This is a genomic window from Streptomyces sindenensis, from assembly GCF_014649035.1.
Classification (GTDB): Bacteria; Actinomycetota; Actinomycetes; order Streptomycetales; family Streptomycetaceae; genus Streptomyces; species Streptomyces sindenensis.
Genome location: NZ_BMSG01000006.1, coordinates 57,976 through 83,593 on the forward strand (window position 1 = coordinate 57,976; position 25,618 = coordinate 83,593).

Consider the following 25,618-nt stretch of genomic DNA (forward strand, 5'->3'; position numbering starts at 1 on the left):
ATCCGGAGAATCTTTCTATCACATCCGTGATAAGGTCACGGATGTGGGATATATCGACGTCAACTCTGTTTCTTACGGGCTGCCGGACGGCCGGGTGTTGCTCGACGAGATCTCGTTCCGGGTGGGGGAGGGGGCCAAGACCGCGCTGATCGGGGCCAACGGGTCCGGCAAGACCACACTGCTGCGGATCATCGCCGGGGACCTTGCGGCGCACGGTGGCGCGGTGAGCCGGGGTGGAAGCCTGGGGATCATGAGGCAGTTCATCGCCCGCGAGGGCGACCAGGTCCGCGATCTGCTGTTATCGGTGGCCGATCCCCGAATTCGCCGGGCCGCCGCCGCCGTGGACGCGGCGGAGGCGGCCATGGGGTCGAGCGGGGACACCAAGGCGCAGATGGCCTACGCGGCCGCGCTGGCGGACTGGGGCGACGCCGGCGGCTACGACGCCGAAGTGCTGTGGGATGTCTGCACCACCGAGGCCCTGGGCATCCCCTTCGACCGGTGCGGGCAGCGGGCGGTGGATTCGCTGTCCGGCGGGGAGCAGAAGCGGCTCGTCCTGGAGGCGCTGCTGCGGGGTCCTGATCAGGTGCTGATGCTCGACGAGCCCGACAACTACCTCGACGTTCCCAGTAAGCGCTGGTTGGAGGAGCGCCTCCTGGAGACGCCGAAGACCGTCCTGTACATCAGTCACGACCGCGAGCTGCTGGCGCGCACGGCGAAGAGCATCATCACGGTGGAGCTCGGCGCCGCGGGGAACACCGCCTGGGTCCATCCGGCCGGTTTCGGCAGCTACCACCAGGCGCGGGCCGACCGGTTCGAGCGGTTCGACGAGATGCGCAACCGCTGGGACGAGGAGCGCGCCAAGTTGAAGGCCCTGGTGCAGATGTACAAGCAGAAGGCCTCCTACAACTCGGACATGGCCTCCCGCTACCGCTCCGCCCAGACGCGTCTCGCCCGGTTCGAGAGTGCGGGCCCGCCGCCCGCGCAGCCGCGCGAGCAGCATCTGGCGATGCGGCTGCGCGGGGGACGCACGGGGAAGCGGGCCGTGATCTGTGCCGATCTGGAACTCACCGGTCTGATGAAGCCGTTCGATCTGGAGGTCCGGTTCGGTGACCGGGTGGCCGTGCTCGGGTCCAACGGTTCGGGCAAGTCGCACTTCCTGCGCCTTCTCGCGGCCGGCGGCAGCGCTCCCGAGGCCGAGCACGAGCCCGTGGGCGACCTTCCGGTCGAGCCCGTGTCGCACAAGGGCGTCGCACGACTGGGCGCGCGGGTGCGGCCCGGCTGGTTCGCGCAGGTCCACGGGCGGCCCGATCTGGCCGGCCGCACGCTGGTGTCCATCCTGCACCGCGGCGACGAGCGCCGGGAGGGGCTGCCCCGGGAGGAGGCCTCGCGGGTGCTGGCGCGCTACGAGTTGGCCGGTGCGGCGGAGCAGGAGTTCGACTCGCTGTCGGGAGGGCAGCAGGCCCGCTTCCAGATCCTCCTGCTCGAACTCGGCGGCACGACACTGCTCCTGCTGGACGAACCCACCGACAACCTCGACCTCGTCTCCGCGGAGGCGCTGCAGCACGCGCTGCGAGGCTTCGAGGGGACGGTGCTCGCGGTGACGCACGACCGGTGGTTCGCCCGGGACTTCGACCGGTTCCTGGTCTTCGGCTCCGACGGCACGGTATACGAGTCGCCCGACCCGGTGTGGGACGAGAAGCGCGTCGCACGCCGACGCCGCTGAGCAACACCGGCGTGTGCGAAGTCGCTCCGGAGCAGGGGAAGTTGGCGTGCATGCCGCTATGATCGCGGCACCCGTCACTCCACCGGCCCGTTCCGGGGCGGCGCCGCACTGAGCCTTCCCGTTGTTGTCACACCTGTGATATTGTTGGGAAATGCCAGCTCGGATTGACCTCGAACAGCGCCGCAAGGACGTCATTGAGGCGGCCTTTCGCCTTTTGGCCGCCGAAGGAATCACCGGCCTTTCGCTGCGGAAGGTCGCTGCCGAGTCGGGGCTGAACATCGGGTCTGTGCGCCATTATTTCGACGATCACCGCAATCTTCTCGTCGCGGCCGTAACCGAGGTCGGCGACCGTATGGGTAAGAGGCTCACGCGATATTCGACCGACACCCTGGTCGGGCTCGACGGTGAACCCGCGGTGGACGCTCTGCAGGCTCTGCTGGAGGAGTTGCTACCGCTCGACGACGAACGGCGCGTCGAGTCGATCGTGCTGACCGAGTTCATCGTCGCCGCACGGGTGAATCCGATCTTCCGCCCGGTGACCGAGCAGATGGCCGCCGACATGCGGCAGGTCATCACGCATGCGCTGGGCGTTCTCGACGTGTCTGAGCCGGCCGAAGAGGCGGAGCGGCTCATCGCGATCCTGGGGGGACTGATCCTCGACGCGGTGACACCGCACGGATCGCTCGGCGACGAACGTATTCGCAGGACGTTGCGGGCCCATCTGCGCTCGGTGCTGGTGGCCGGACGCGAAGGCCGCCCGGTGGCCTGACCTCTCGCACGGCCGGGCCTCATCCACGTACACGAGGAGATCAGTTGTGCCCGCGTGGCTGTTCGCGCTGCTTGCTGCGGCTTTTGTCTTCTACACCGACGACTATGTGATCGCCGGGGTCCTGCCGGAGATCGCCCGAGACCTGGGGGTCAGCGAGGCGCAGGCCGGCCAGTTGGTGACCGTCTTCTCGCTGACGGTGGCCGTGGCCGCGCCCATCGCCGGAGTGACGCTGGCCCGGGTTCCTCGCAGGCATCTGTTCACCGCCTCCTTCGCGGTCTTCGTCGCGGCGAACCTCATGGCGGCCACGGCCGACGGCTTCGGCTTCCTGATGGCCCTGCGGGTCATGGCGGCTCTCGCGGCCGCCGCCTCGACCCCGGCGGTGTTCGCCTATGCCGCCGAGCGGGCTCCGGAGGGCCATATCGGCAGGTACGTCGCCGTGGTCGCGCTGGGCGTCACCGGCTCGATCGCGGCGGGCGTTCCGATCGGAACGTGGATCGGCGGCCACTTCGGCTGGCGGGCGACCTTCCTCGCGATGGCGGCGGCCGGTACCGCGGCGCTGCTCTTCCTGCTCGCGACCCTGGAGCGGGGGAGCGGCCCGTCCGGCGAGACTCCGAGCATTCGCGAGCAGGTACGCGCCCTGGCCAGTGCTCCCGTATCGCTCGGGATCCTCGCCAACTGCGTGCTCATGACCGGGTCGATGATGATGCTCACCTACATGGCCACCTATCTCGACGCGGTGAGCAGCGCCAGTGTGGACCAGCGCGCGCTGGCGTTCAGCCTCTCCGGGTTCGCCGGCATCGTCTGCATCTGGGCGGGCGGCAGAGCCACCGACCGCTGGGGGCCGGACCGTTGTCTGGTTGCCGGCATCGGCCTGTTCATCGGCATCATGGCGCTCCAGGGGGTCCTCTGGTTCGCCCGTCCCCTGCCGTTCTCCCTCCTCGTCGTCGTGGGCACGGTCTGGGGCGGCATGGCCTTCTGGAACTCCCCGGCGATCCAGGCCCGCCTCTATCTGCTCGCCGGACCATCCGCGGCCCAGGCGCTGGCCCTCAACACCTCCGGGACGTATCTCGGGGTCTCCCTGGGCGGGGCCGTCGGAGGTCTGACCGTGAGTGGCGTGGGGGCGGGCCATCTGCCGACCGTCGCCGCGGCCCTGGGGCTGACCGCCCTGGCGCTGCTGACGCTCGCCATCAAGGCGTCCAAGCGGTCGCAGAACAACGAGGCAGTCGTAGCGGAACACTGATGCTCGCAAGAGCGAAGGGTGGAGTCGAGTTGAAGAACTTCCTTCTGTTCGGTCCTGCTGACGCCACGGAAGATTTCCGCGTGTACGAACCGATGGTGCGGAATTCGACAGCCGCGCGGTCTCTCTACGAAGAGTTCGCCGACTCCGCCGGGATTCCGGTGGGCCGACTCATAGACGGCGAAGTGCCCAGCTTTCACCCGGTGTTACTGCGCTGGCTGAAGCAGTTGGCCGGAATGCTCGCCGTGGCACGTGTTCTCGAAGAGGATCACGGGGCGGCCTCCCTCTACGGGGGCATTTCATTGGGGGAGCTCGCCGCGCTGCGCGCGTCCGGTGCGATCACGACCGAATTCGTGGTGAAGTTCCTCCACGAGAGGCATCTCCAGGACGTCGACCGGGAAGAGGCCATCGGATTCGCGTTCGTCCCCGCTTCGCAGGACTGGCGGTACTACGAGCAGCCCGAGCGCATGACGGTCTCGTGCGACTACGGTCCGGTGCTCGGGGGCGCAGGTCGGATGATCATGGTGTCCGGCTTGCGGTCGGCCCTGGAGTCCGCACGCACGGAGGGCCCCGCGGACCTCCAGGTCGTGGACCGCGCCCTCGCTCACCAGGCGTACCATTCACCGTTCCGGGAACCGGGCCGGCAGCGGCTGGAATCGCTCCTGAAGCGGAGCACGCTCGAACGTCCGGCGACTCCGGTGGTCACTTCGATTCCCGGCAGGTACACCGTGTCGTCCGGAGCGGAGGCCGCGGACGCTCTCGTCGCCAGCGAGACCCAACCTCTCGACGTTCCGGGCCTGGTGGAGGCGTCCCGGAGTCACGCACCCGGCCGGGCGTACGTGATCAGCTCCTTCCTGCGCCAGCTGGAGATCGATTTCCACGCTCCGACCGAATACGTGGACGACGTCTGGCTGGAACGGAAGTTCGGCCGGACATCCCCCTGAGAGCGTCCGGGCCCCTTTTCGGCCTGCCTTGGACGTCATCGCATGTAAGGAATCCCCTGTGCTTGAAGCTGGGCAAACAGTCATTCCCACGACCAGGTCCATCGCCGAGACGGGCTGGCAGGTACTCACCAGGGACGACCCGGATCTCGGAGCGCTGCTGGACGCCGAAGCGCGTTACCAGTCCGGTTGCTTATCGATGGTCGCGTCGGCCAGTCTGGCCCCGCCGTCCGTCCTCTGCGCGAACGGCACGGTCCTTTCCAGTGTCACCGCCGAGGGCTATCCCGGAGCCCGTTACCACCCGGGCGCCGTTCACTTCGACGGGGTGGAGACGCTCGCCGTCGAGCGCGCGAAGCGGGTCTTCCAAGCCCGGTACGCCAATGTGCAGCCGCACTCCTGCTCCTCGGCCAACCTGGCAGTCCTCGCGGCGCTGCTTCCCCGCGGGGGCCGGCTGCTCGCGCTGGACCTCGACGCGGGCGGACATCTGACGCACGGCGCCCGCGCCTCGGTCAGCGGAAAGTACTACGACGTGGCCCGCTACGAGGTCGGGTCCGACGGGACGCTCGACTACGGGGCGATATGCGACCGCGCCCGAGAACACCGACCGGACGTCATCATCGCGGGGGCCAGCGCCTATCCCCGGTACATCGACTTCGGCCGGTTCCGGGACGTTGCCGACGAGACCGGCGCCTTCCTCCTCGCCGACATCTCCCACATCGCGGGACTGGTGGCGGCAGGGATGCACCCGAGCCCGATCGACCATGCCCACATCACCACGACCAGCACCTACAAGCAGCTCGCCGGCCCCCGGGGCGGGCTGATCCTGCTCGGTGAGGACTATCGCAGCACCGGTCCCGACGGACGGACCAGGCTGTGGCAGCTCATGCAGCGCGCCGTCTTCCCGGGCTTCCAGGGAACCCCGGACCCGTCCTCGATCGCGGCCAAGGCGCGGGCCCTGGCGATTGCGTCGAGCGGCGACTTCCACGCGACGATGAAGCGGGTCGTCGACAACGCGAAGGTCCTGGCGGACGAGCTTCAGGCGCTCGGATACAGGGTGCTGACCGGGGGAACCGACAACCACATGGTCCTGGTCGACGCCCAGGCCGCCGGGCTCACCGGAATCATCGCCGAGCAGGCGCTGGAGGAGTGCGGGATTCTGGTCAACCGCAACAAGATCCCCGGCGATCTGCTACCGCCGACGGTGACGGGCGGCCTGCGGTTCGGCACCAACATCCTCGCGCAGCGCGGCATGGGCCCCTTCGAGGTTCGCACGTGCGCGAGTCTCGTGCATGAAGTGCTGTCGGGGATCCAGGTGGTGGGCGCCACGCACTACGAGCTGGACGGTGCGCGCCGCGACGCGGTGCGCGACCGCGTGGCCTCTCTGTGCCTGCGGTTTCCGCTCCCGCTCGAACGCGCATAGACGGTCCGATCGGAAAGGTTGCGCAGGCCATGACGTTCCACGCCCCCCTGTCCCACAACGCACCTCCGCCGGATCATCACCCGCTGTCCTCGGCCCTGGGACTCCGCCCGCGACCGGGATCCGGAGAGCCGGGCGAGCGGCTGACCCGTTCACTCGGCATGACGTTCCCGGCAGTCGGCGATGAAACCTTTCGCCGCTCGTTCCTGATCGTGGCGACGGCCGTCCTCGTCCACCGCTACACAGGCCTCGACCAGGTCTCCGTCGAGGTGCTCGACGGCACCGGCACGGTCTCCGTCCTCCTGTCCGGCGACGGAAGCACCAGTCGGCTCGTCGAGGATCTGACGTTCTCACCGGTCACGGGCCCGCCGCCGGCACCCACGCCCGGAGCCGTCGCCGTCTCGTTCACCGGCGATACCGGCAGTGCGGAGGGGAAGGCAGCAGGCTGTGAAATGGTCCTGTACGCGGACGTGGCCGCATCGAGGGCGACACTGAGCCTCGACGGGTCCCGTTTCGACGGCGCGTTCGCCGACCGCGTCGCGGGCCACCTCGAAGTCCTGCTGGACCGTATGGCGAAGGCTCCCGGCGATCCCGTCCGGCAGCTGGACATCCTCACGGACCGGGAGGCCGACACCCTCCTGCGGGAGTGGAACGCGACCGACCGGCGCCTCACGGACGATATCTGCCTCCACCAGGCGTTCGAGGCCCGGGCCGCCGCTCAACCCGAGGCCGTGGCCGCCGTCTTCGGCGACGAGTCGTGGTCGTTCGGGCGGGTCAACCTCCGGGCGAACGAACTGGCCCACCGGCTGATCGGGCTGGGAGTGGGACCGGACGTCCGGGTGGCCGTCCACCTGCAGCGCAGCCCGGGCCTCCTGGTGGCCATCCTGGCGATCCTGAAGGCGGGCGGCGCGTACGTCCCCCTGGACCCGGAGTACCCCAGGTCCCGGCTGGAGAGCATGGTTCTCGGCACCGACTGCGCGGTCATGGTCAGCAGCCGGGCGCTCGCCGGGGCCCTTCCCGCCCGAGTGCGCCACCGTCTCCTGGTCGACGAGCAGCCCGAGCAACCGGAGACCCGGCGGGAGAACCCCGTCACCGAGGTCGGCCCGGGCCACCTGTGCTACGTGATCCACACCTCGGGCTCCACCGGCACGCCGAAGCCGATCGCGCTGTGCCACCGGGGGGTTCTCAACAACCTCGTCGACCTCAACACGAGATACGACGTGGGCCCCGACGACGCGGTGCTCGCGCTGTCCTCACCGGGCTTCGACATGTCGGTGTACGAGTTACTCGGGATCACCCTGGCCGGAGGGACGGTCGTGATTCCGGAGCCGGAGGCCGGCCGGCACCCGGCTTCCTGGCTGGAGCTGGTACACCGCCATCGGGTCACCGTCTGGAACTCCGCGCCACCGCTGATGGACCTCTTCCTCGACTTCGTCGAGGTCACCGGTGACCGGCGGCCCCTCCCGGTCGAACTCGCCCTGACGGGAGGGGACTGGGTGGCCGCGGCGATGGCCGCCCGCTTCCGGAAGGCCGCCCCCCGGCTGAGGTTCATTGCGCTGGGCGGTGCCACCGAGGCCTCCATCCACTCCACGGCTTACGAGGCCGACCCGTCGACGGCGTGGGACGGAGGACATCTGCCCTACGGCCGGCCACTGGCCAATCAGCGGACGTTCGTTCTGGACGACCGGATGTTGCCTGTGCCGGTGGGGGTGGCCGGGGAACTGTGCCTCGGCGGGGTCGGCCTGGCTCGCGGCTACCTCGGCCGCCCGGAGGAGACGAAGGAGAGGTTCGTCCCGTGGACCTACCGCGACCGACCCGAGGAGCGGCTCTACCGTACGGGCGACATGGCGAGGATCTCGTCCGACGGTCTGATCGAGATCCTGGGCAGGAAGGATTTCCAGGTCAAGATCAACGGCATCAGGGTGGAGCTGGGCGACATCGAGTCGGCCCTCGCCGGCCGACCGGGGGTCAAGCGGGCTGTGGTGGTGCCCCGGACCGATCCGCGGGGGCGCACGGCACTGGTGGGGTACGTGACAGCCCAGCGCCCCGGAGCGCTGGACGGCGCGTCGCTCCTCCAGGAACTCCGGGAGCGGCTCCCGGAGCACATGGTCCCCGAGTCCGTCGAGGTCATGGACGCACTGCCGCTGAACGGGAACGGCAAGGTGGACCGCCGCGCGCTCGCCTCGCCGGTGGAGCGGGGGGCGCGACGGCCGCTGGCGCGGGTGCGGCAGTCCGCGGGGCCCGGGCCGTGGCACCGGCTCGTCGTCGAGGCGTGGCGGGACGTCCTGGGAGCCGATCACCTGGAGGACGACGACGACTTCTTCGAAGAGGGCGGGGACTCCATGAAGGCCATCCGGGCCATGGTGCGCATCGACCCCCGGCTCCGGATCTCGGATCTCTACCGGCACCGGACCGCCGCCGCCCTGGCGGACCACCTCGCAGAGACGTACGGCGAGCCCCCCGCGCCCTCGTCCTGAACTCCTCGCCCCGAAGCCGCCCTCAAGCCCTCCCGGAGCAGCCATGTCCGTATACCTCGTGACCGGAGCCGCCGGATTCATCGGCGCGAACTATGTGCACCGCCTGCTGGAATGGGAGTCCTCGGACACCGAAGTGGTGGCGGTGGACTACCTGGGGTTCGCCGGGAACAGAGCGAATCTGGACCCGGTGTCCGACCGCGTGGTCTTCGAGCAGGCCGACATCGCCGATCCCGTCGCCATGGAGGCGATCTACCGGCGTCATCGGCCGGACTACGTCGTGAACTTCGCCGCGGAGTCGCACAACGACCGCGCGATCCTGGGACCGAGCGTGTTCATGAGGTCCAACGCGCTCGGCGCACAGGTGATGGCCGAGTGCAGCCGTCTGGTGCCGGTGCGGTCGCACGTCCATGTGTCGACCATCGAGGTGTACGGCGAACTCCCGGAGGGAGAGCGGTGGTTCACCGAAGGCTCGCCGCTGAACGCGAAGACGCCGTACAGCGCGGCCAAGGCCGCCGGCGACCAGATGGTACGGGCGTACATGCAGACCTATCCGGAGCTGAACATCCGGATGACGCACTGCGCGAACAACTACGGGCCGTACCAGCTGCCCGAGAAGCTGATCCCGCTGGCGGTGACGAACCTCCTGCGCGGCCGAAAGGTACCGGTCTACGGAGACGGCCTCCAGAGCCGGGACTGGCTCCATGTGACCGACCACTGCGCCGCTGTGCACCGGGTGCTGCACGCCGAACTGGACCCGACACCACCGCAGGCGGCGACGGACCCGGCCCTCCTGCCCATCTTCGACATCTCCGCCCGTCACGAGGTGACCAACCTGGACATGGTGCACCGCGTGGTGACCGCGCTGGGGCTGGACCCGGCGGAGTGGATCGAGCACATTCCGGACCGGCCGAACCACGACCGTCGGTACCTGATCAACCCGGAGAAGGCCGAGACCCGGCTGGGCTGGCGTCCGGTGCACGACTTCGACACCGCAGTGGCCGAGACGGTCGGCTGGTACGTGGAGAACCGGGCCTGGTGGGAGCGGATCCTGGAGGAGAAGGGCGAACTGGGCGTCGACTGGGGAGCGGTGAGCCCGGCGGCGCGAAGGCATTGACCGAGCCGACCGGCGGCGCGGTGGCCGGAGCGCCCTGAGGGGGTGGTGAGCCGGACTCGGCTCACCACCCCCTCAGGACTTGGTGCGTGACGAAACGTCAGGCGTCCGCGTCCGCCTTCCGGCGGCGGACCACGAACACCGCCGCCGCGCCGAGCAGCACGGCCGCGCCGCCCGCGAGGGCGATCGATGTGGTGGCGGAGGACGAACCGGTGGCGGCGAGGCTGCCGTTCGTGCCGGTGGTCACCGGGGTGGCCGACGTCGAACCCTGCGGCGTCGTCCCGGTGTTGCCCGGCTTCGTGGTCTTGGAGGGCTTGGCGTCCTCCGTCTTGCCGGGCTTGCTGCCGGCGGCCTTGACGTCGAACTCGTACATGTCCAGGCCGGGCGCTCCGCCGCAGGTGCCGTCCTCGTTGAAGAAGTCGGCCGCGATGAACGCGACCCCGTTGCCGGCCGGGGTGGCCTTGTCCAGGGTGAGGCGCAGCTTCAGATCGGCGTGCGCGCCGGGCTTCAGCGCGCCCACACCGTCGATGTAGTCGTCCGCGTCGGCGTTCTGCCACTTCGGGGCGGACTTGGAGGACCACTGGAGGCGGAAGAACTTGTCCGTGTCCTTGAGGCCGCTCTTGTCGGTGGCGTAGACCGAGATGTACGTGAGGACCTCGTCCATGTGCCGGTCGGAGCCGTTGGTGACCCGGACGGAGAAGTCGGTGGACGTCCCCGCGACGAGCTTGTTCGGCAGGCCGGTCACCTCGGCGGTGAGGTCGAGCTCGGGCTCGCAGTCCCCGCCTTCCTCGCCCTCCCCTTCTCCGGCCTCTTCGGCTTCCTTGATGGCCTTGGCCAGCGCGGCGTCGGCCGCGGCCTTCACGGCGAGCGCGTCCTCCGCCGCACTCTGGAGCACCCCGTAGGCGCGGACCGCCGCGATGCGTGCGTCGTCGAGCTTCTCCCCGGCCTCGGCGGCCGCGGTGTCGGCGTCCGTCTTGGCGGTGGCGGCGGCCGTTGCGGTCGCCTCGGCCTCGGAGAGCGCGGTCTCGGCGGCGGTCCTCTCCTCCTCCGTGGCGGCCTCGGTCAGGGCGTCCAGGGCCGCCTTCGCGTCGGTCACGGCCTGGTCGGCGGCGGTCTTCGCGGCAGCGGCGTCCGTGGCGGCCTGCTTGGCGGCGGCCGAGGCCACCGCGAGGGGGCGGGTGCCATTGACCTCGCTCAGGTCGTCGAGCGTCTTCTCCAGCTCGACGCGCCCGGCGGCCTCCGCCTTGGCGGCCTTGTCGTACGCCTTCTGGGCCTCGGCGGCCGCTTCCTCCAGCTCCTTGATGGTCGGCTTGTTCTTCCGCTGGTCCTGCGTCTGCGCCGCCGGCTTGGCGTCGGCGTACGCGGGGCTCACCGCGAGCAGCGCGGCGGGGGTGGTCACGGCGAGGGCGACAGCGGTGGCGAGTACGCGGCGAATCTTCACAGGTTCCCTTGGGTCGGCTCCGGAAGGAGGTCGAACTGCGGTGCGGCGAGCGGCGTTCCGGCGGTGTGGAGTTGAGGTCATGGGTGCGTGAGCACGGAGAGGCGGCTGCCACGGCGGAATGGATCACGCGGGCTGCCTGCACCGATCGTATGGGGGTTCTGTGACGGTGCCGGGTGAATATTGGGGGGCCCGGGGGCGGGGCGGTGTCACGCGGAGCGGACAGACGTCGCCAAAGCGTGCAGTTGCCCTCGATTTCTGTGTTTTCGCTGTGACGAAGGCCATGCGGGAGTGTCCTGCTGAGCCACCTGTCGGGCCTGCTGTCGCTGGCATCGCCGAAGCGGATGCTGGGGATCTCGCTGATGAGCGCCTGAGCGCCTGAGCGCCTGAGCGCCTGACCCGGGCGCCTGAGTGCCTGAGCGTCTGAGCCGGGCGCGGCGGGCCCAATCCTCCTGCCGTACGGCTACGAATCACTGGTGAGAGACCGACCGGCTCCCCTCGTACGGCAGGTGGGACCCATGACCGCACGCCAACTGCTCACCCCCGATCTTCCGCCCCGTTACGTCACGCCGGACCTTCCCGGAGCGCGTGTCCCGACGGCGTCGCCCACGGAGCCCCATGACGCACCGCGGCCGCCGCGTCGGCCCCGGCCCCGGCCCGGTCCCCGCGCGTGACCCGCCGCGGCCCGCCGCGTGGTGTGCGCACACCACGCGGCGGGCCGCTGACGTTCAGTGCGGGACCGTCACCGGTTCGCGGCCAGGGTGCCGCAGTTGGTGCCGTTCTTGCCCGCCACCTCGCCGGAGATCTCGCCGCGCCACGTCACGCACAGGCCGCGTGCGTCGAGGTAGACCGGACCCGCGTACGTGGTGAAGTACCCGGTGTCCGTGACCCTCGTGGTGGGCGAGGCGAAGCCGAGCGAGGCCGTCATGTGCACGGCCGTCCCGGGATTGGTGCGGATGGTCACCACACAGTTCTTGCCGGTGGCGGAGTTGTACGTGAGGAAGACCGAGCCCTTGGAGCCGATCTGCGCGGAGTTCACCACGGCGTAGCCGCTGCCGCAGACCCCGTTGTACTGAGCGGCGGCGGCCTTCGGCGCCGCGGTGGCCCGCTGGGCGGCGGGCTCGGCCGCGACGGCGGCCGGTGCGAGCGCGACCGCGGCGCAGGCGGTGGCGGTGACAGCGGCGCCGATGGCTGACGCACGTCGGATGTTGATCATGTCGTTCCCCGGTTTCTTGATTCGTTCACTGCGCGACGCCTGGTCGGGCGCCCGGCTCCCCACCCCTCGAAGTGGTGTGAGTCACACCCTGTCGGACAGGTCGTGACGCGGAGGAGTTGTGCTGTCTGCGCGCTGTTACGAATTCATGACACAAAGGGGCAAGATCACCTTTATTGATCAGTTGCCGGGTGTCCGGCGGCGATGAGTTTCGGACGCGGCCGGGGGCGAGGGAGGCGGTGGCGTCCGTCCGGCTGACGGCGACGGACGCCGACCTGTCGATCGGGGAGGGGCCGGAGGTGGCGGACCCCCGCCCTGTCCCTGCTCCTGGCCGTGTCCGGTCGCCGGGTGGCGCTCGGCGAACTGGACGGACCGGGGGTCGGGCCGTTCGCGGGGCCGGTGGCTGAGAGCCCCGAAGGATCCGAGGAGCCCTGAGGGGCCGGTGGTGTCAGCCGGTGATCTCGAAGAGCTCGAACTGCTCCCAGGAGCCGGTGACTTCGAGGGACCGGGCGCGCAGCACGTACTGGAGTGAACCCGTGTAGCCGTTCTCCATGGCGACGAAGCGCCCGTTCAGCGCGGACTGGAGCGCCCAGCGGTCCGCGTCCTCGTTGTAGTAGAGCGTGAACCGCTCCCAGGTGCCCGCGCCGGTCGAGCGGGCGCGCAGGACGTTCTGCGTGTTGCCGGTGTAGTTCCCCTCGACGGCTACGTAGCGGTTGTTCGCCAACGACTTCAGCGCATACGTTTCGGTGGCCTCGTGCCATTCGAAGGCGAAGCCCTCCCAGCCGCCGGTCACCTCTGCGGAACGTGCCCGCAGGACACCGGTGTTGGGGGCGGCGTAGTTCTTCTCGGTGGCCGTGAACCTTCCGTTGCGGACCGACTTCAGGGCGAACGTTCCGGAGTCGTCCGCCTGGGCGGAGGCGCTGAGGCCGTTGGCGGCCGGGGCCTGGGCTCTCCCGTCGTTCCGGGCGAATTTCGCCAGCTCGGCCCCGTCCACCCTCTCCCATCCGGCGGGCGCCGCGGCCGGCCTGTCGTTCTGCGGTGCGGCGCCCGCCGCGGGGGCGACGAGGGCGGAGGCGGCCAGGAGGGCGCTCAGGGAAAGGACGGCGGAGGTCATACGTCGCACGGGTCTTCCTCACATGTGGTCGATGGATTCCGTGGCGGAGGGAAATGAAGGCGTCGGCCGCTGCTCGTGAGCTTGCCGAGAATCGCCTTTTCTCCGCGGAGATGCAGGCCGAAAGGTCCGGTCAAGTGGCCTCAGAATAGAGGCATTTCACTATTTCCGGCAATCTTTTTATGCGGCTTCGGTAATTCTGCCCGGCGACATGGTGAATATTCTGTTCCGTGGTATTCCGTTCACTCTGACGCGGCTCTGCCCCGCAGGTCGGGCGCGTACGTCCTCTTTCCTATATGGCATGTACCCGACAGAATCCAAGGGTCCCGCCCGGTCAGGCCCGGCCCGGTCCGGCTCCCCCACGGCCCTTGGAGGCACCCCGCATGTCCACCCCTGCGCGCACGCCCGACCCCGCGTCCTCGTCCCGGCTCTCCCGGCTCTCCATACCCTCCCGCCGAGGCTTTCTGGCCGGTGCCCTCGCCGTATCCGCCACCGCGATCGTCGGTGCGGCACCCGCCGTCGCCGCCACGCGGGAGAAGGCCCGGGCGGTCCGGGGCGTGCAGGACTGGATGGCCGCCCTGCCCGACGGCACCGCGCTCCAGCGGCTGACGATCCCGGGGACGCACGACTCGGGGGCCCGGTTCGGAGGGCCCTGGTCGGAGTGCCAGAACACCACGGTCGCCCAGCAGTTGACGAGTGGCATCCGCTTCCTCGACGTGCGCTGCCGGCTGATCGACGGCTCGTTCGCGATCCACCACGGGGCGTCGTTCCAGAACATGATGTTCGGCGATGTCCTCATCGCCTGCCGGGACTTCCTCGCCGCGCGCCCCACCGAGACCGTGCTGATGCGGGTCAAGCAGGAGTACTCCTCCGCGAGCGACGCCGCGTTCCGGGCGGTCTTCGACGACTACCTGGACCGACGGGGCTGGCGGTCCCTGTTCCGCCTCGACTCCGACCTCCCCGACCTCGGCGGGGCCCGGGGCAAGGTGGTGCTGCTCGCGGACAACGGCGGGCTGCCCGGGGTGCGGTACGCGGACCCGGCGCTCTTCGACATCCAGGACGACTACATGGCGGAGCCGTTCGCGAAGTACCCGAAGATCGAGGCACAGTTCCGCAAGGCGGCCTCGCGGCCGGGCGCGTTCTACATGAACTACGTCTCCACCGCCGCCCTCATGCCGCCCCGCTGGAACGCCGACCGGCTCAACCCGCAGGTGCACGCCTTCCTGGAGCGCGCGGAGACCGCCGGATGGACGGGTCTCGGCATCGTCCCGCTGGACTATCCGAACCAGCGGTCCGGCCTCGTCGAGTCGTTGATCCGGCACAACCCGGTCGGCTGACCTCTGCCGGGTGATCCCGGGCTGTTGACCCCGGTCGGCTGACCCCGGCCGGGTGACCCCGGTCGGCTGACCCCGGCCGGGTGACCCCGGTCGGCTGATCCCGGTCGGCTGGTCCCGACCGCCTGATCCCGGGCGGCCTCACATCTCCGGCGGCGGCGTCGGCGCCCCCGGCAGCGTCAGGGCCGCGACCGTGCCGGGGCCCCCGTCCGGGGCCGGGCGCAGGGTGATCGTGCCGCCCGCCTGGTGCACCGTGCGGGCCACGATGGACAGGCCCAGGCCCGAGCCGGGGAGCTGGCGGGCGGTCGGGGAACGCCAGAAGCGTTCGAAGACGTGGGGGAGTTCCTCGGCGGGGATGCCGGGGCCCCGGTCCCGTACCGTCAGCTCGCCCCGGTGCAGCCGCACGTCGACCGTGGCGCGCGGCGGGCTGAACTTCACCGCGTTGTCCAGGACGTTGACGATCGCCCTCTCCAGCGCGGCCGGCTCCGCCCGTACGTACCAGGGGGCCAGGTCCTCCGTGATCGTCAGCTCCGGGCCGCGCAGGCGGGCCCGGCGCAGGGCGGTGCGGGTGATCTCGTGCAGGGCCACCACCTGGAGCGGGCCCGGCTCGGCCGCGTCCGGACGGGCGAGCTCCTGGAGGTCACCGATCAGCGCGGCCAGCTCCGTCATCTGGGCCTTCACCGAGGCCATCAGCGCCTTGCGGTCCTCCGCCGGGATCACCCGGCCCGTCTCGTCGCTGCGGGCCAGCAGTTCCACGTTCGTCCGCAGCGAGGTCAGCGGGGTGCGCAGCTCGTGCCCCGCGTCCGCGATCAACTGCGACTGGCGGTCGCGCGAGGAGGCCAGGCGGGCGGCCATGGAGTTGAAGGAGTTCGACAGCCGGGCGATCTCGTCCTCGCCGTCGACCGGGATCCGTACGGTCAAGTCCTCGGTGCGTGCCACGTGTTCGACCGCGTCGGTGAGTTCGTCCACCGGGCGCAGCCCCGCCCGCGCCACCCACAGCCCGGCCGCGCCCGCGCCGACGACGCCGATGCCGCCGACGAGGGCCAGCACCCAGGCGAGCGTGGACAGCGGCGCGTCGATCTCGCTGAGCGGGCGGGCCACCGAGACCGCCAGGTCGTTGTTGGCCTGGCCGGAGCTGACCACCGGCGGCAGCTTGCGCGTGTAGACCCGCATCGCCTGTCCGGCGTCGTTCTCCGTCGTGTGCAGGGCGTCGGCCTCGCGCCCCGCCGCCACCGCGATGTCGCTGGGCTGGGCCGGGACGGGCGTCGTGTTCGGGGCCGTGCAGTAGTCGCCGTTGGCCGCGACGATCTGCACCGTGTACTGGCCGGGGAACTCCTGGGCGGGCAACTGCCCTCCGCTCAGACACGAGGACAGCAGATCGCGCATCGGCGCGTTGTCCATCTTCGCGTTGCGCAACGAGTCGTCGAGCTGGTCCTCCAACTGCTCCCGGGTCACGAACCAGCACGCCACCGCCACCGCCGCGACCGCCACCGCCACCGCCGTGGCCACCAGCAGAGCCAGCCGCGAGCGCAGCGGCAGCGCCCGGAACCGGCGCAGCGGACCCCTGCCCCGCCGCCCGCGCCCGGTCGTGGCAGCCGTCGACCCGCTCATGCCTTCCTGCCTCCGCCCGTCGGAGATGGGCGACGACCCGCTCATGCCTTCCTGCCCCCGCCCGTCCGCGATGGGCGACGACCCGCTCACGCCTCCCCGCTCCCGCCCGTCCGCAGCGCGTACCCCACCCCGCGCACGGTGTGGACGAGGCGCGGCTCGCCGCCCGCCTCCGTCTTGCGGCGCAGGTACATCACGTACACGTCCAGGGAGTTGGAGCTCGGCTCGAAGTCGAAGCCCCAGACGGCCTTGAGGATCTGCTCCCGGGTCAGCACCTGGCGGGGGTGGGACAGGAACATCTCAAGGAGCGTGAACTCGGTGCGGGTCAGCTCCACCCGCCGCCCGCCCCGGGTGACCTCGCGGGTCGACAGGTCCATCCGCAGGTCCGCGAAGGACAGGACGTCGTCGTCGGGGGCCTCCGCGCCCGCCGCCGCTGCCGACGCGTACGAGCTGCGGCGCAGCAGGGCCCGGATCCTGGCGAACAGCTCGTCCAGCTCGAACGGCTTGACCAGGTAGTCGTCCGCCCCGGCGTCGAGGCCGGTGACCCGGTCCCCGACGGTGTCGCGGGCGGTGAGCATCAGGATGGGCGTGGTCGAGCCGGTGGCCCGGATGCGCCGGGCGGCGGTGAGGCCGTCCATCCGGGGCATCTGGATGTCCAGGACGATGAGGTCGGGGGCGTACGTCTCGACCACCGCCAGGGCGTCGTACCCGTCGACCGCGACCTGCGTCCCGTACCCCTCGAAGGCGAGGCTGCGCCGCAGCGCCTCGCGCACGGCCGGCTCGTCGTCGACGATCAGGATGCGCTGGGGATCGTCTTCGGCGGGGCTCATCGCTGTCTGGTCCTCTTCTCGTGTCGACCCGGTCCGTCCGCCCTGCGCGGGCACTCTCAGCCTCGCACGGTCAGGAGCCGTTCCCGGCGCGCAGGGTGTCCAGGTCGGCCTTGAGCGTGTTCACCGGGATCGCGAAGCCGAGACCCACGCTTCCGGCCGCGGAACCGCTGCCCGCTGCAGACGAACTGGGCGAGTACATGGCCGAGTTGATCCCGATGATCTCGCCGTTCATGTTGATCAGCGCGCCACCGGAGTTGCCGGGGTTGAGCGAGGCGTCGGTCTGGAGCGCCTTGTACGTGGTGGTCTCCTCGCCCGTGTCGCCGTTGAACTGCTGCCCGCCGAACTCGAAGGGCCACTCCTGGCCGCCACCCTGCCGGCCCTGACCCTGCCCGGAGCCGCCGGAGTCGTCCTTGGCGACCGTCACGTCCCGGTCGAGTGCGGAGACGATCCCGCTGGTGACGGTGCCGGTCAGGCCCTCCGGCGAGCCGATCGCCACGACCTGCTCGCCGACCTTGACCTTGGAGGAGTCGCCCAGCGGCGCCGTCTTCAGCCCGCTCGCGTTCCGGAGCTTGATGAGCGCCAGGTCCTTGTCGGGGTCGGTGCCCACGACGTCGGCGGTGTACGTCTTGCCGGTGGAGAGGGTGACCTGGATCTGCTGGGCGCCCGAGATGACGTGGTTGTTGGTGACGATCTCGCCGTCCTCGGTGATCACCACACCGGACCCGGTGGACCTGCCCGCCGAGGAGGCCGCGCCGATCTCCACGATCGCGGGCGAGACCGCCTCCGCGACGCCCGCCACCGTGCCCTTGCTGCTCTGCGCGACGGTGGTGCCGTTGACCGCGCCGCCCGAAGCGGTGGCGGCCGCGTTCTGGCCGTTCAGATGGCCGACGAGCGTGGCGGTGCCGCCGCCGATCACACCCGCCGCGATCGCCACCGCCGCCAGCAGCGCCACCGGCCGCTTCGCCCTGCGCCTGCCGGCGGTGGGGGCGTACGCGGGCGGCGGGGGGTAACCGCCCGCAGCGCTGTCGTACGCCGTTGCGCCCGTTGCGCCCGTTGTGCCGTCGTACGCCGTGGCGTAGGAGGGGGCGTACGGGTACGAGGTCGGGTCCTGGTCCGTCGAGTGCGCGCCGCTCGGGCGAAGGTTCTCCGTCATGTCCACCAGGCTGAGCGGCGAAGATGAGAACGGCCTGAGTACGTCCTGAGAAGCCCGGAAGAACCGCGTATGCCCGCTGTAAAGACCCGGCGGGGGCCGGCGGTCAGACGGACGGTGTGGGCTCTCCGCAGCCGCACGAGCGCCGGACCACCAGCGCCGAGGGGAACTGCTTCAGCCGCTCCCGCCGCGATCCCGAGACCCGCAGCGCGTCGTCCAGGACCAGGTCCACGGCCGCCCGTGCCATCGCCGGACGGTCGGAGTGGACCGTGGTCAGCGGCGGGTCCGTGAGACCCGCCTCCTTCACGTCGTCGAAGCCCGCCACCGCCAGCTCGCCCGGCACGTCGATGCGCAGCTCGCGGGCGGCCCGCAGCACGCCGAAGGCCTGGTCGTCCGTGGCGCAGAAGATCGCCGGCGGCCGGTCGGGGCCGGAGAGGAGACCGAGGGCCACCTGGTAGGCGTCGTAGCGGTTGTACGGGGCCTGGAACAGCCGGCCCTCCGTGGAGCGGCCCGACTCGTGCATCGCCCGCCGCCAGCCCTCGACGTGGTCGGCGACCGGGTCGCCGACCGCCGGGGTCTCCTCCGTCCCGCCGAGGCAGGCCACGTACGGATGGCCGTGCTCCAGCAGATGCCGGGTGGCGAGCTGGGCGCCGCCCACGTCGTCGGTGACGACGGCGACGTCGTCGATCGCCTCGGGGCGCTCGTGCAGCAGGACGACCCGGGCGTCCCAGGCCTCGATCTCGGCGGCGGCGCGCTCGCTGGGGCCCTGGCTGACCAGGATCAGCCCGGAGACCCGCATCCCGAGGAAAGCCCGCAGATAGTGGACCTCGCGCTCGTCGCGGTAGTCGGAATTGCCGACCAGCACCATTTTCCCGCGCTCGGCGGCGGCCTGTTCGACCGCGTGCGCCATCTCCGCGAAGAACGGCTGGCGGGCGTCCGGCACGATCATGCCTATGAGGTCCGTGCGGCGCGAGGCCATGGCCTGGGCGACCCGGTCGGGCCGGTAGCCCAGCTGCTTGATCGCGGCGAGCACCCGCTCGCGCGTGGCCGGGGCGACCGGCCGGGGTCCGTTGTTGATGACGTAGCTGACGACCGCGGTCGACGTCCCCGCCAGTCTCGCCACATCGTCCCGCGTCACCTTGGCCACGCGCGGCAGTCTACGCGGATGGACCTATCCCTTGGCAGCCCGGACCGGGGCTTCTTGCTCCGCCGTGGCCGAAGAGGACTGCTCCGAACGGGCGACAGGCCGGGAGTCGGGTCCCTCCGCCTTCGGCCGCCCGCCCGCGCGCTCCTTCGCCTCCTCCGCCGCGCGCTCCACCTTCTCCGGGACGACGAAGCGGTAGCCGACGTTGCGGACGGTCCCGATCAGCGACTCGTGCTCGGGGCCGAGCTTGGCGCGCAGCCGCCGTACGTGGACGTCGACCGTCCGCGTACCGCCGAAGTAGTCGTACCCCCAGACCTCCTGGAGGAGCTGGGCGCGGGTGAACACCCGGCCCGGGTGCTGGGCCAGGTATTTCAGCAGTTCGAATTCCTTGAAGGTCAGGTCCAGGACCCGGCCCTTGAGTTTCGCGCTGTACGTCGCCTCGTCGACGGAGAGATCACCGTTGCGGATCTCCATCGGGGAGTCGTCGGAGGTGATCTGCTGGCGGCCCATGGCGAGCCGCAGCCGCGCCTCGACCTCCGCCGGTCCCGCCGTGTCCAGCAGGACGTCGTCCACGCCCCAGTCGGCGGTGACGGCCGCGAGACCGCCCTCGGTGACGACGAGGATCAGCGGGCAGCCGGGTCCCGTGGACCGCAGCAGCTGACAGAGCGAGCGGACCTGCGGAAGGTCGCGCCGCCCGTCGACGAGGATCACGTCGGCGCCCGGGGTGTCCACGAGGGCCGGGCCCTCGGCGGGGGCCACGCGCACGCTGTGGAGCAGAAGGCCGAGGGCGGGAAGCACCTCCGTCGACGGCTGGAGTGCGTTCGTCAGAAGCAGCAGTGAACTCATCGCCGCCCACCTGCCCGGTTCGGTCGATCGTGTTGCACGGTTCGCTCGCCCATTACGTCGGTCCTCCTCGTTCCCTGCGAGAGGGGCACTCCCGGGCCGGACCCGGGGGAGTATGCGGCACTGCTTCGTACGTCAAGCGGGTGTTGCGTGCGGTCCCGCGCCCCGGGGACCGCTGAGCTTGTGGAAACGTCGTCGTAACAACGCCCGTAAAGCACAAAAGGACCCGGGGGCTGCTTTGCCCGGATCCTCTTCGCAGCAGAATAGCCCACATGAGTTCCGTGTCCGAGGGTCGATTCCGGGGTTCCTCTGTTCCCTTGCTCACGCCACCCCCACGATGCGCCACGTTGCTGACGGATGACGGCGTGCCGGTCGAGGCGGTGTACGAACCGTGTACGGCGGGCTTCGGAGCCCCGGGCGGCGGGGCCTCCGGGGCCCTCTCCGCGACCTCGGCGACGACTCCCGCGATCGTCGTCGCGCACGGGTTCACCGGGTCGGCCGACCGTCCCGCCGTACGCCGTGCCGCGCGGGTGTTCGCCCAGCGTGCGGCCGTGATCACGTTCTCGTTCCGGGGGCACGGGCGGTCCGGCGGGCGGTCCACGGTGGGCGACCGCGAGGTGCTGGACCTGGCGGCGGCGGTGGCCTGGGCGCGGCAGCTCGGGCACACCCGGGTGGTGACGGTCGGGTTCTCGATGGGCGGCTCGGTGGTGCTCCGGCACGGCGCTCTGTACGCGGCGGACCCCGTCGCCGAGGGGGCGGAATCCGCGGCCGGGGATACACCCGTTCGCGTGCCGGAGCGCGAGGGGCGCACACAGCGCACAGGGGCGCACTCGGATGCGGTGGTCTCCGTCAGCGCGCCCGCCCGTTGGTACTACCGGGGGACGGCCCCGATGCGCCGGCTGCACTGGGTGGTCACCCGCCCCTCGGGCCGCCTCGTCGGCCGCTACGGATTCCGCACCCGTATCGCCACGGAGGACTGGGACCCCGTCCCGCTCTCCCCGGTCGCCTCGGTCCCGCTCATCGCCCCGGCCCCGCTGCTGCTCGTCCACGGCGACCGGGACCCGTACTTCCCGCTGGACCACCCGAGGATGCTGGCGGAGGCGGCCGGTCCCGGCGGCGCGGAGCTGTGGCTGGAGCGCGGGATGGGGCACGCGGAGGACGCGGCGGACGACGCCCTCCTGGCCCGCATCGCCGACTGGGCGACGGGCGCACCGCCCGCGTGACCCATCATGGAGAGCTGACGCACGAGGCGTCCGACGAACCGACCGACCGAAGGAGTGGCGCCATGGCAGCGGGGACGATCCGCTACTGGGCCGCGGCGAAGGCTGCCGCGGGCACCGCGGAGGAGCCGTACGCGGCGGCGACCCTCGCCGAGGCCCTCGACGCGGTGCGCGAGAGGCACCCCGGCGAGCTGAGCCAGGTGCTCCGGCGGTGCTCGTTCCTCGTCGACGGGGACCCCGTGGGGACCCGCGAGCATGAGACCGTACGCCTTGCCGAGGGCGGCACGGTCGAGGTGCTCCCGCCGTTCGCAGGAGGGTGAACCGCAGGCCATGAGCAGCAGCGATCAGCAGTACCCGTATCCGTACGACCCCGAGCAGCGGCAGCAGCCGCCGCCCGCGCCGCAGTGGCCCGACGGGACGGCCGGGCAGCACGCCGGGCCCAAGGAGCCGGCCGCCTTCGACCAGGGCGGTACGCAGACGTGGCAGGCACCGACCTGGGACACCCAGTACCAGCCGACGATCCGCCCGGACGGGGACCCGGGGCAGAGCCAGGGGTACGGGCAGGCGCACGGTTACGGGGAGGGCCCCGGGTACGGCCGGCAGCCGGATCCGTACGCGCAGCAGTCGCAGCCTCACGCGGAGCCGTACGCGCAGCAGCCGCAGTCTCACGCGGAGCCGTACGGGCAGCAGCCGCAGTCTCACTCGGAGCCGTACGGGCGACAGCAGCCCGCGCCGGATCCGTACGGGACGCCTCAGCCTCAGCCTTCGTACCCCCAGCAGCACCAGCAGTCCCAGGGGCAGGGACAGCAGCAGCGGCAGGACCAGCGGCACGCGTACCCGCCCTCGGCCGCCGACACCGCCTACCTGCCGCCCCAGGGAGCCTCGGGCTCCTACCCGCTGCCGCCCGAGGTTCCGGCCACGCCGGCCGCACCCGCCACGCCGGCCGCACCCGCGGCCGTGTCCGAGCCGGGGACCGCGCCCGCGCCCGCCACCGCGCAGTCGGGCCCCGGCGACACCGGCTACAGCGCGCCCACGACGCTGGGCAACGCCCGTGTCACCGACGCCCAGCGGGCCCGAGCCGAGGGGCGCTCGCCGATCATCGCGCCGGGGATCCAGCCCGCGGCGCTCACCGCCGCGCTCGGCCTGCTGCTCGCGGGCGGCGCGGCGATCGGGACGTACGCCCTGCTCGTCGCGGTGGTGCTCCTCCAGGCGGTGACGGCCGCCGGCTGGTTCCGGCTCAACGGCATGTGGCCCGCCCGCCAGGGCATCGCGCTCGCCTTCGCCGGGGGCCTGGTCGCCGATGTCGCCCTGCTCGTGGCGGGCCGGGAGCACGGTCCGGCCGCGCTGCTGGGCACCCTGGGCGTCTGGGTGCTGCTCACCGTGGTCCTCCAGCTCCGCAGCCACGCGGGGGCCGACGAGCGGATGTACGGCCTGATGGCCACCGTCGTCTCCGCGGCCCTCGCGGTGCTCGCGGGCGGGTTCCTCGCGGCGGACCCGGACGCGGTGGTCGTCGGCGGGGCGGCCGTGGCGGCGGCCACGCTCGTCCGCGCCCTCCCGCTGCCCGGCGCGGCCTCCCTCGTGATGGCGCTGGTCACGGGGGTCGGCGCGGGCCTCGTCCTCGGCAACTCGACCGACCTCGGTCCGCAGGGCACGTTGCTCGGTCTCGCGGTGGCCGGCTGCGCGCTCATCGGGCTGCGCGTGGCGAGCTACGACTACCCGTCCCGGTTCGTGCACATGACCGCCGGGGTGGCGCTGCCGCTGACCCTGGCGGCCCCGGCCGTCCACGTGGTCGGCCGCGCCCTCCTCTGACCGCCTGCGACCGACCGCCTGCGACCGACCGCCGACGACCGACCGCCGACGACCGACCGCCGACGACCGACCGCCTGGGGCTGACCGCCGACATCTGCTTCGTACGGCTGCTGACGGCCCCTCGGGAACCACCGGGGGGCCGTCGGTCGTCGATCATCCAGGGCGTCCACTCCTGCCGCAGTAGGCTCACGGGCGCCAGGGGGACCGATCGGCTCAGGGTGGGGAATCGAGACATGCGCGCACTGCGAATACTGCTGGTCCTGGTGGTGGTGCTCGGCGGCCTCTTCCTCGCCGTCGACCGCGCGGCCCTCTGGTTCGCCGAGTCCGAGGCCGAGGACCGGGTCACGATCAGCGGGGGCGGCCCCGCCACGACGGAGATCTCGATCAAGGGCTTCCCCTTCCTCACCCAGCTCGCCGGATCGAAGCTCGACCGGGTCGACGTCAGCCTCACCGGAATGAAGACCAGCGCCGCGGGCCGCACGATCCGGGTCAGCGAGGTCCGGGCCCGGCTCCACGACGTGAAGCTCGGCTCCGGCTACCGGACCGCGACCGCCACCCGCGCCACCGGCACCGCGCTCGTCAGCTACGAGGACCTCACGGCGGCGGCCAGCGACGGCGTCGTCGTGGAGTACGGCGGCAAGGGCAAGGCGAAGGTCACCGGCACGGTCGAGGTCCTCGGCCGGCCGATCTCGCGCAGCGTGCTGTCCACCGTGACCCGTGTCGACGGCCACACGATCAAGGTGCGTGCGGACGAGGTGCCGGGCGAGGGGATTCCCGGCGTGGAGGAGCTGGTCCGCAAGAAGACCGACTTCGAGGGCGACATCGACGGGCTGCCGAGGGGGCTGGAGCTCCAGGAGGTCAAGGTGACCGAGAAGGGCCTGGAGATCTCGGTGACCGGCTCGGACGTCTCCCTGACCGGCTGATCCGGCCCTCCGATCCGGATGGTGAGACACCCGCGTCCGGTCCGCAGATGCGGGGCAGGCTCAGGGGGACACGGCAGCGGATCCGGGCCGGATCGTCGCTCTTCCGTCTCGCATCACGGATGATCGTGTCTCACCATGCGACACGACGGTGACATCTCCGTCCGTACCTCCCTACGATCGGACGCATGAAGCGACAGGCGGATCTCACGAAGCGGCGGGCAGTAGACCTGTGCCGCGTCGCCGCCATGCTCTGTCGCACCTTCTGAGCGGGACCGCTCGCACCGTCGCAGCCACCCCGCTTCCCCCGGCCCTCCGACCGTCACCCCCGACCGTCACCAGGGCCGGCCCCGTGCCCCGTACGCGCCGCGTTCCGTGCCTCCGCGCGTACACCCGCACCCAGCAACTCCGCATCTCGCACCACCCCGCCGCAGACTGCCCCGGAGGAGAACAGCATGAGCCGCAGCGACGTCCTGGTAGACGCCGACTGGGTCGAGGCCCACATCGACGACCCGCAGGTCGCGATCGTCGAGGTGGACGAGGACACCTCGGCGTACGAGAAGAACCACATCAAGAACGCGATCCGGATCGACTGGACCAAGGACCTCCAGGACCCGGTCCGCCGTGACTTCGTCGACCAGGCCGGCTTCGAGAAGCTGCTCAGCGAGAAGGGCATCGCCAACGACACGCTGGTCGTCCTCTACGGCGGCAACAACAACTGGTTCGCGTCGTACGCCTACTGGTACTTCAAGCTGTACGGCCACGAGAACGTCAAGCTCCTCGACGGCGGCCGCAAGAAGTGGGAGCTGGACTCCCGCGACCTGACCGACGTCGTCCCGACGCGGCCGGCCACCCGGTACACGGCCAAGCCGCAGGACGAGTCGATCCGCGCCTACCGCGACGACGTCGTCAAGGCCATCGGCAACCAGAACCTGGTCGACGTGCGCTCGCCCGACGAGTTCAGCGGCAAGCTGCTCGCCCCGGCCCACCTCCCGCAGGAGCAGTCGCAGCGCCCCGGCCACGTGCCGAGCGCCCGCAACATCCCGTGGTCGAAGAACGCCAACGACGACGGCACCTTCAAGTCGGACGACGAGCTGAAGGCCCTCTACGAGGCCGAGCAGGTCGACCTGGCGAAGGACACCATCGCCTACTGCCGCATCGGTGAGCGCTCCGCGCTCACCTGGTTCGTGCTCCACGAGCTGCTCGGCCAGGAGAACGTCAAGAACTACGACGGTTCCTGGACCGAGTACGGCTCCCTCGTCGGCGTGCCGATCGAGCTCGGCGCCAACAAGTAACCCACCGACCAGCACCACGACGACCGAA

22 protein-coding genes and 1 pseudogene are annotated in these 25,618 nt (G+C 71.1%); 15 read left to right on the forward strand and 8 right to left on the reverse strand.

Going from position 1 to position 25,618, the window contains the following annotated elements:
• Window positions 1-43 precede the first annotated feature (43 nt).
• From IE145_RS09785 to IE145_RS09815, 7 genes are all read left to right on the forward strand, one after another.
• The gene (locus tag IE145_RS09785; RefSeq protein WP_189520531.1) at window positions 44-1,723 is read left to right on the forward strand and encodes an ATP-binding cassette domain-containing protein; all 1,680 of its coding nucleotides are present in this window, start codon (window positions 44-46) and stop codon (window positions 1,721-1,723) included.
• Between the two features lie 151 nt (window positions 1,724-1,874).
• Window positions 1,875-2,492, forward strand: a complete 618-nt coding sequence (locus tag IE145_RS09790; protein ID WP_189520532.1) for a TetR/AcrR family transcriptional regulator — start codon at window positions 1,875-1,877, stop codon at window positions 2,490-2,492.
• Between the two features lie 46 nt (window positions 2,493-2,538).
• Complete coding sequence (locus IE145_RS09795; RefSeq protein WP_189520533.1) at window positions 2,539-3,732, forward strand: MFS transporter; 1,194 nt, start codon at window positions 2,539-2,541, stop codon at window positions 3,730-3,732.
• A gap of 182 nt (window positions 3,733-3,914) precedes the next feature.
• Window positions 3,915-4,673, forward strand: coding sequence for a hypothetical protein (locus tag IE145_RS09800; protein ID WP_189520534.1), 759 nt, complete (start codon window positions 3,915-3,917; stop codon window positions 4,671-4,673).
• 58 nt (window positions 4,674-4,731) lie between these two features.
• A complete protein-coding gene (gene glyA, locus IE145_RS09805) occupies window positions 4,732-6,090 on the forward strand; it encodes a serine hydroxymethyltransferase (RefSeq protein ID WP_229825464.1) in 1,359 nt (452 codons plus the stop codon).
• Between the two features lie 158 nt (window positions 6,091-6,248).
• Window positions 6,249-8,564: a non-ribosomal peptide synthetase gene (locus tag IE145_RS09810; RefSeq protein WP_189520535.1), complete on the forward strand. Its 2,316-nt coding sequence runs from the start codon at window positions 6,249-6,251 to the stop codon at window positions 8,562-8,564.
• A 43-nt stretch (window positions 8,565-8,607) separates the two neighbouring features.
• Complete coding sequence (locus IE145_RS09815; protein WP_189520536.1) at window positions 8,608-9,678, forward strand: dTDP-glucose 4,6-dehydratase; 1,071 nt, start codon at window positions 8,608-8,610, stop codon at window positions 9,676-9,678.
• 97 nt (window positions 9,679-9,775) lie between these two features.
• Here the strand turns inward: IE145_RS09815 and IE145_RS09820 are convergent, their stop codons facing one another.
• Together IE145_RS09820 and IE145_RS09825 are read right to left on the reverse strand one after the other, a co-directional pair.
• Window positions 9,776-11,116 carry an LAETG motif-containing sortase-dependent surface protein gene (locus IE145_RS09820; RefSeq protein ID WP_189520537.1) on the reverse strand — a complete coding sequence of 447 codons (1,341 nt, stop codon included), beginning with the start codon at window positions 11,114-11,116 and terminating at the stop codon, window positions 9,776-9,778.
• 739 nt (window positions 11,117-11,855) lie between these two features.
• Window positions 11,856-12,329, reverse strand: coding sequence for a spore-associated protein A (locus IE145_RS09825; RefSeq protein ID WP_189520538.1), 474 nt, complete (start codon window positions 12,327-12,329; stop codon window positions 11,856-11,858).
• Between the two features lie 221 nt (window positions 12,330-12,550).
• On the opposite strand from IE145_RS09825, the pseudogene IE145_RS33355 reads away from it, so the two are divergent.
• Window positions 12,551-12,761: pseudogene (locus IE145_RS33355) on the forward strand (hypothetical protein); the annotation flags it as partial.
• 13 nt (window positions 12,762-12,774) lie between these two features.
• On the opposite strand, the gene IE145_RS09830 reads toward IE145_RS33355, so the two are convergent.
• On the reverse strand, window positions 12,775-13,440 hold the full coding sequence (locus IE145_RS09830; RefSeq protein ID WP_189520675.1) for a fascin domain-containing protein: 666 nt from the start codon (window positions 13,438-13,440) through the stop codon (window positions 12,775-12,777).
• Between the two features lie 380 nt (window positions 13,441-13,820).
• Here IE145_RS09830 and IE145_RS09835 point away from each other — a divergent pair, with 380 nt between their 5' ends.
• Complete coding sequence (locus IE145_RS09835; protein ID WP_189520539.1) at window positions 13,821-14,774, forward strand: phosphatidylinositol-specific phospholipase C; 954 nt, start codon at window positions 13,821-13,823, stop codon at window positions 14,772-14,774.
• Between the two features lie 138 nt (window positions 14,775-14,912).
• Here IE145_RS09835 and IE145_RS09840 read toward each other — a convergent pair whose 3' ends face one another.
• The 5 genes from IE145_RS09840 to IE145_RS09860 all read right to left on the reverse strand — a co-directional run bounded on the left by IE145_RS09840 (window position 14,913) and on the right by IE145_RS09860 (window position 20,349).
• The gene (locus tag IE145_RS09840) at window positions 14,913-16,382 is read right to left on the reverse strand and encodes a HAMP domain-containing sensor histidine kinase (protein WP_189520540.1); all 1,470 of its coding nucleotides are present in this window, start codon (window positions 16,380-16,382) and stop codon (window positions 14,913-14,915) included.
• Window positions 16,383-16,468: 86 nt separating this feature from the next.
• The gene (locus IE145_RS09845; protein ID WP_189520541.1) at window positions 16,469-17,209 is read right to left on the reverse strand and encodes a response regulator transcription factor; all 741 of its coding nucleotides are present in this window, start codon (window positions 17,207-17,209) and stop codon (window positions 16,469-16,471) included.
• A 70-nt stretch (window positions 17,210-17,279) separates the two neighbouring features.
• Window positions 17,280-18,362 carry a S1C family serine protease gene (locus IE145_RS09850; RefSeq protein ID WP_189520542.1) on the reverse strand — a complete coding sequence of 361 codons (1,083 nt, stop codon included), beginning with the start codon at window positions 18,360-18,362 and terminating at the stop codon, window positions 17,280-17,282.
• 103 nt (window positions 18,363-18,465) lie between these two features.
• On the reverse strand, window positions 18,466-19,506 hold the full coding sequence (locus IE145_RS09855; protein WP_189520543.1) for a LacI family DNA-binding transcriptional regulator: 1,041 nt from the start codon (window positions 19,504-19,506) through the stop codon (window positions 18,466-18,468).
• Window positions 19,507-19,530: 24 nt separating this feature from the next.
• Window positions 19,531-20,349, reverse strand: coding sequence for a response regulator transcription factor (locus IE145_RS09860; protein ID WP_189520544.1), 819 nt, complete (start codon window positions 20,347-20,349; stop codon window positions 19,531-19,533).
• 344 nt (window positions 20,350-20,693) lie between these two features.
• Between IE145_RS09860 and IE145_RS09865 the strand changes: the two genes are divergently transcribed.
• From IE145_RS09865 to IE145_RS09885, 6 genes are all read left to right on the forward strand, one after another.
• A complete protein-coding gene (locus tag IE145_RS09865; RefSeq protein ID WP_189520545.1) occupies window positions 20,694-21,569 on the forward strand; it encodes an alpha/beta hydrolase in 876 nt (291 codons plus the stop codon).
• 62 nt (window positions 21,570-21,631) lie between these two features.
• Window positions 21,632-21,886, forward strand: a complete 255-nt coding sequence (locus tag IE145_RS09870; protein WP_006125697.1) for a MoaD/ThiS family protein — start codon at window positions 21,632-21,634, stop codon at window positions 21,884-21,886.
• 10 nt (window positions 21,887-21,896) lie between these two features.
• Complete coding sequence (locus IE145_RS09875; protein ID WP_189520546.1) at window positions 21,897-23,375, forward strand: hypothetical protein; 1,479 nt, start codon at window positions 21,897-21,899, stop codon at window positions 23,373-23,375.
• A gap of 233 nt (window positions 23,376-23,608) precedes the next feature.
• On the forward strand, window positions 23,609-24,298 hold the full coding sequence (locus tag IE145_RS09880; RefSeq protein ID WP_189520547.1) for an LmeA family phospholipid-binding protein: 690 nt from the start codon (window positions 23,609-23,611) through the stop codon (window positions 24,296-24,298).
• 185 nt (window positions 24,299-24,483) lie between these two features.
• Window positions 24,484-24,564, forward strand: a complete 81-nt coding sequence (locus IE145_RS33925) for a putative leader peptide (RefSeq protein ID WP_350310325.1) — start codon at window positions 24,484-24,486, stop codon at window positions 24,562-24,564.
• 186 nt (window positions 24,565-24,750) lie between these two features.
• Window positions 24,751-25,590 (forward strand): sulfurtransferase, encoded by an 840-nt coding sequence (locus IE145_RS09885; protein WP_189520548.1) that lies wholly within the window; start codon window positions 24,751-24,753, stop codon window positions 25,588-25,590.
• Window positions 25,591-25,618: the final 28 nt, after the last annotated feature.

Coding starts and splice junctions, on each gene's coding strand:
- IE145_RS09830 (WP_189520675.1), bottom strand. CDS start 13,440: ATGACCTCCGCCGTCCTTTCCCTGAGCGCCCTCCTGGCCGCCTCCGCC.
- IE145_RS09835 (WP_189520539.1), top strand. CDS start 13,821: ATGTCCACCCCTGCGCGCACGCCCGACCCCGCGTCCTCGTCCCGGCTC.
- IE145_RS33925 (WP_350310325.1), top strand. CDS start 24,484: ATGAAGCGACAGGCGGATCTCACGAAGCGGCGGGCAGTAGACCTGTGC.
- IE145_RS09840 (WP_189520540.1), bottom strand. CDS start 16,382: ATGAGCGGGTCGACGGCTGCCACGACCGGGCGCGGGCGGCGGGGCAGG.
- IE145_RS09860 (WP_189520544.1), bottom strand. CDS start 20,349: ATGAGTTCACTGCTGCTTCTGACGAACGCACTCCAGCCGTCGACGGAG.
- IE145_RS09845 (WP_189520541.1), bottom strand. CDS start 17,209: ATGAGCCCCGCCGAAGACGATCCCCAGCGCATCCTGATCGTCGACGAC.
- IE145_RS09880 (WP_189520547.1), top strand. CDS start 23,609: ATGCGCGCACTGCGAATACTGCTGGTCCTGGTGGTGGTGCTCGGCGGC.
- IE145_RS09885 (WP_189520548.1), top strand. CDS start 24,751: ATGAGCCGCAGCGACGTCCTGGTAGACGCCGACTGGGTCGAGGCCCAC.
- IE145_RS09850 (WP_189520542.1), bottom strand. CDS start 18,362: ATGACGGAGAACCTTCGCCCGAGCGGCGCGCACTCGACGGACCAGGAC.
- IE145_RS09790 (WP_189520532.1), top strand. CDS start 1,875: ATGCCAGCTCGGATTGACCTCGAACAGCGCCGCAAGGACGTCATTGAG.
- IE145_RS09815 (WP_189520536.1), top strand. CDS start 8,608: ATGTCCGTATACCTCGTGACCGGAGCCGCCGGATTCATCGGCGCGAAC.
- IE145_RS09825 (WP_189520538.1), bottom strand. CDS start 12,329: ATGATCAACATCCGACGTGCGTCAGCCATCGGCGCCGCTGTCACCGCC.
- IE145_RS09870 (WP_006125697.1), top strand. CDS start 21,632: ATGGCAGCGGGGACGATCCGCTACTGGGCCGCGGCGAAGGCTGCCGCG.
- IE145_RS09810 (WP_189520535.1), top strand. CDS start 6,249: ATGACGTTCCCGGCAGTCGGCGATGAAACCTTTCGCCGCTCGTTCCTG.
- IE145_RS09875 (WP_189520546.1), top strand. CDS start 21,897: ATGAGCAGCAGCGATCAGCAGTACCCGTATCCGTACGACCCCGAGCAG.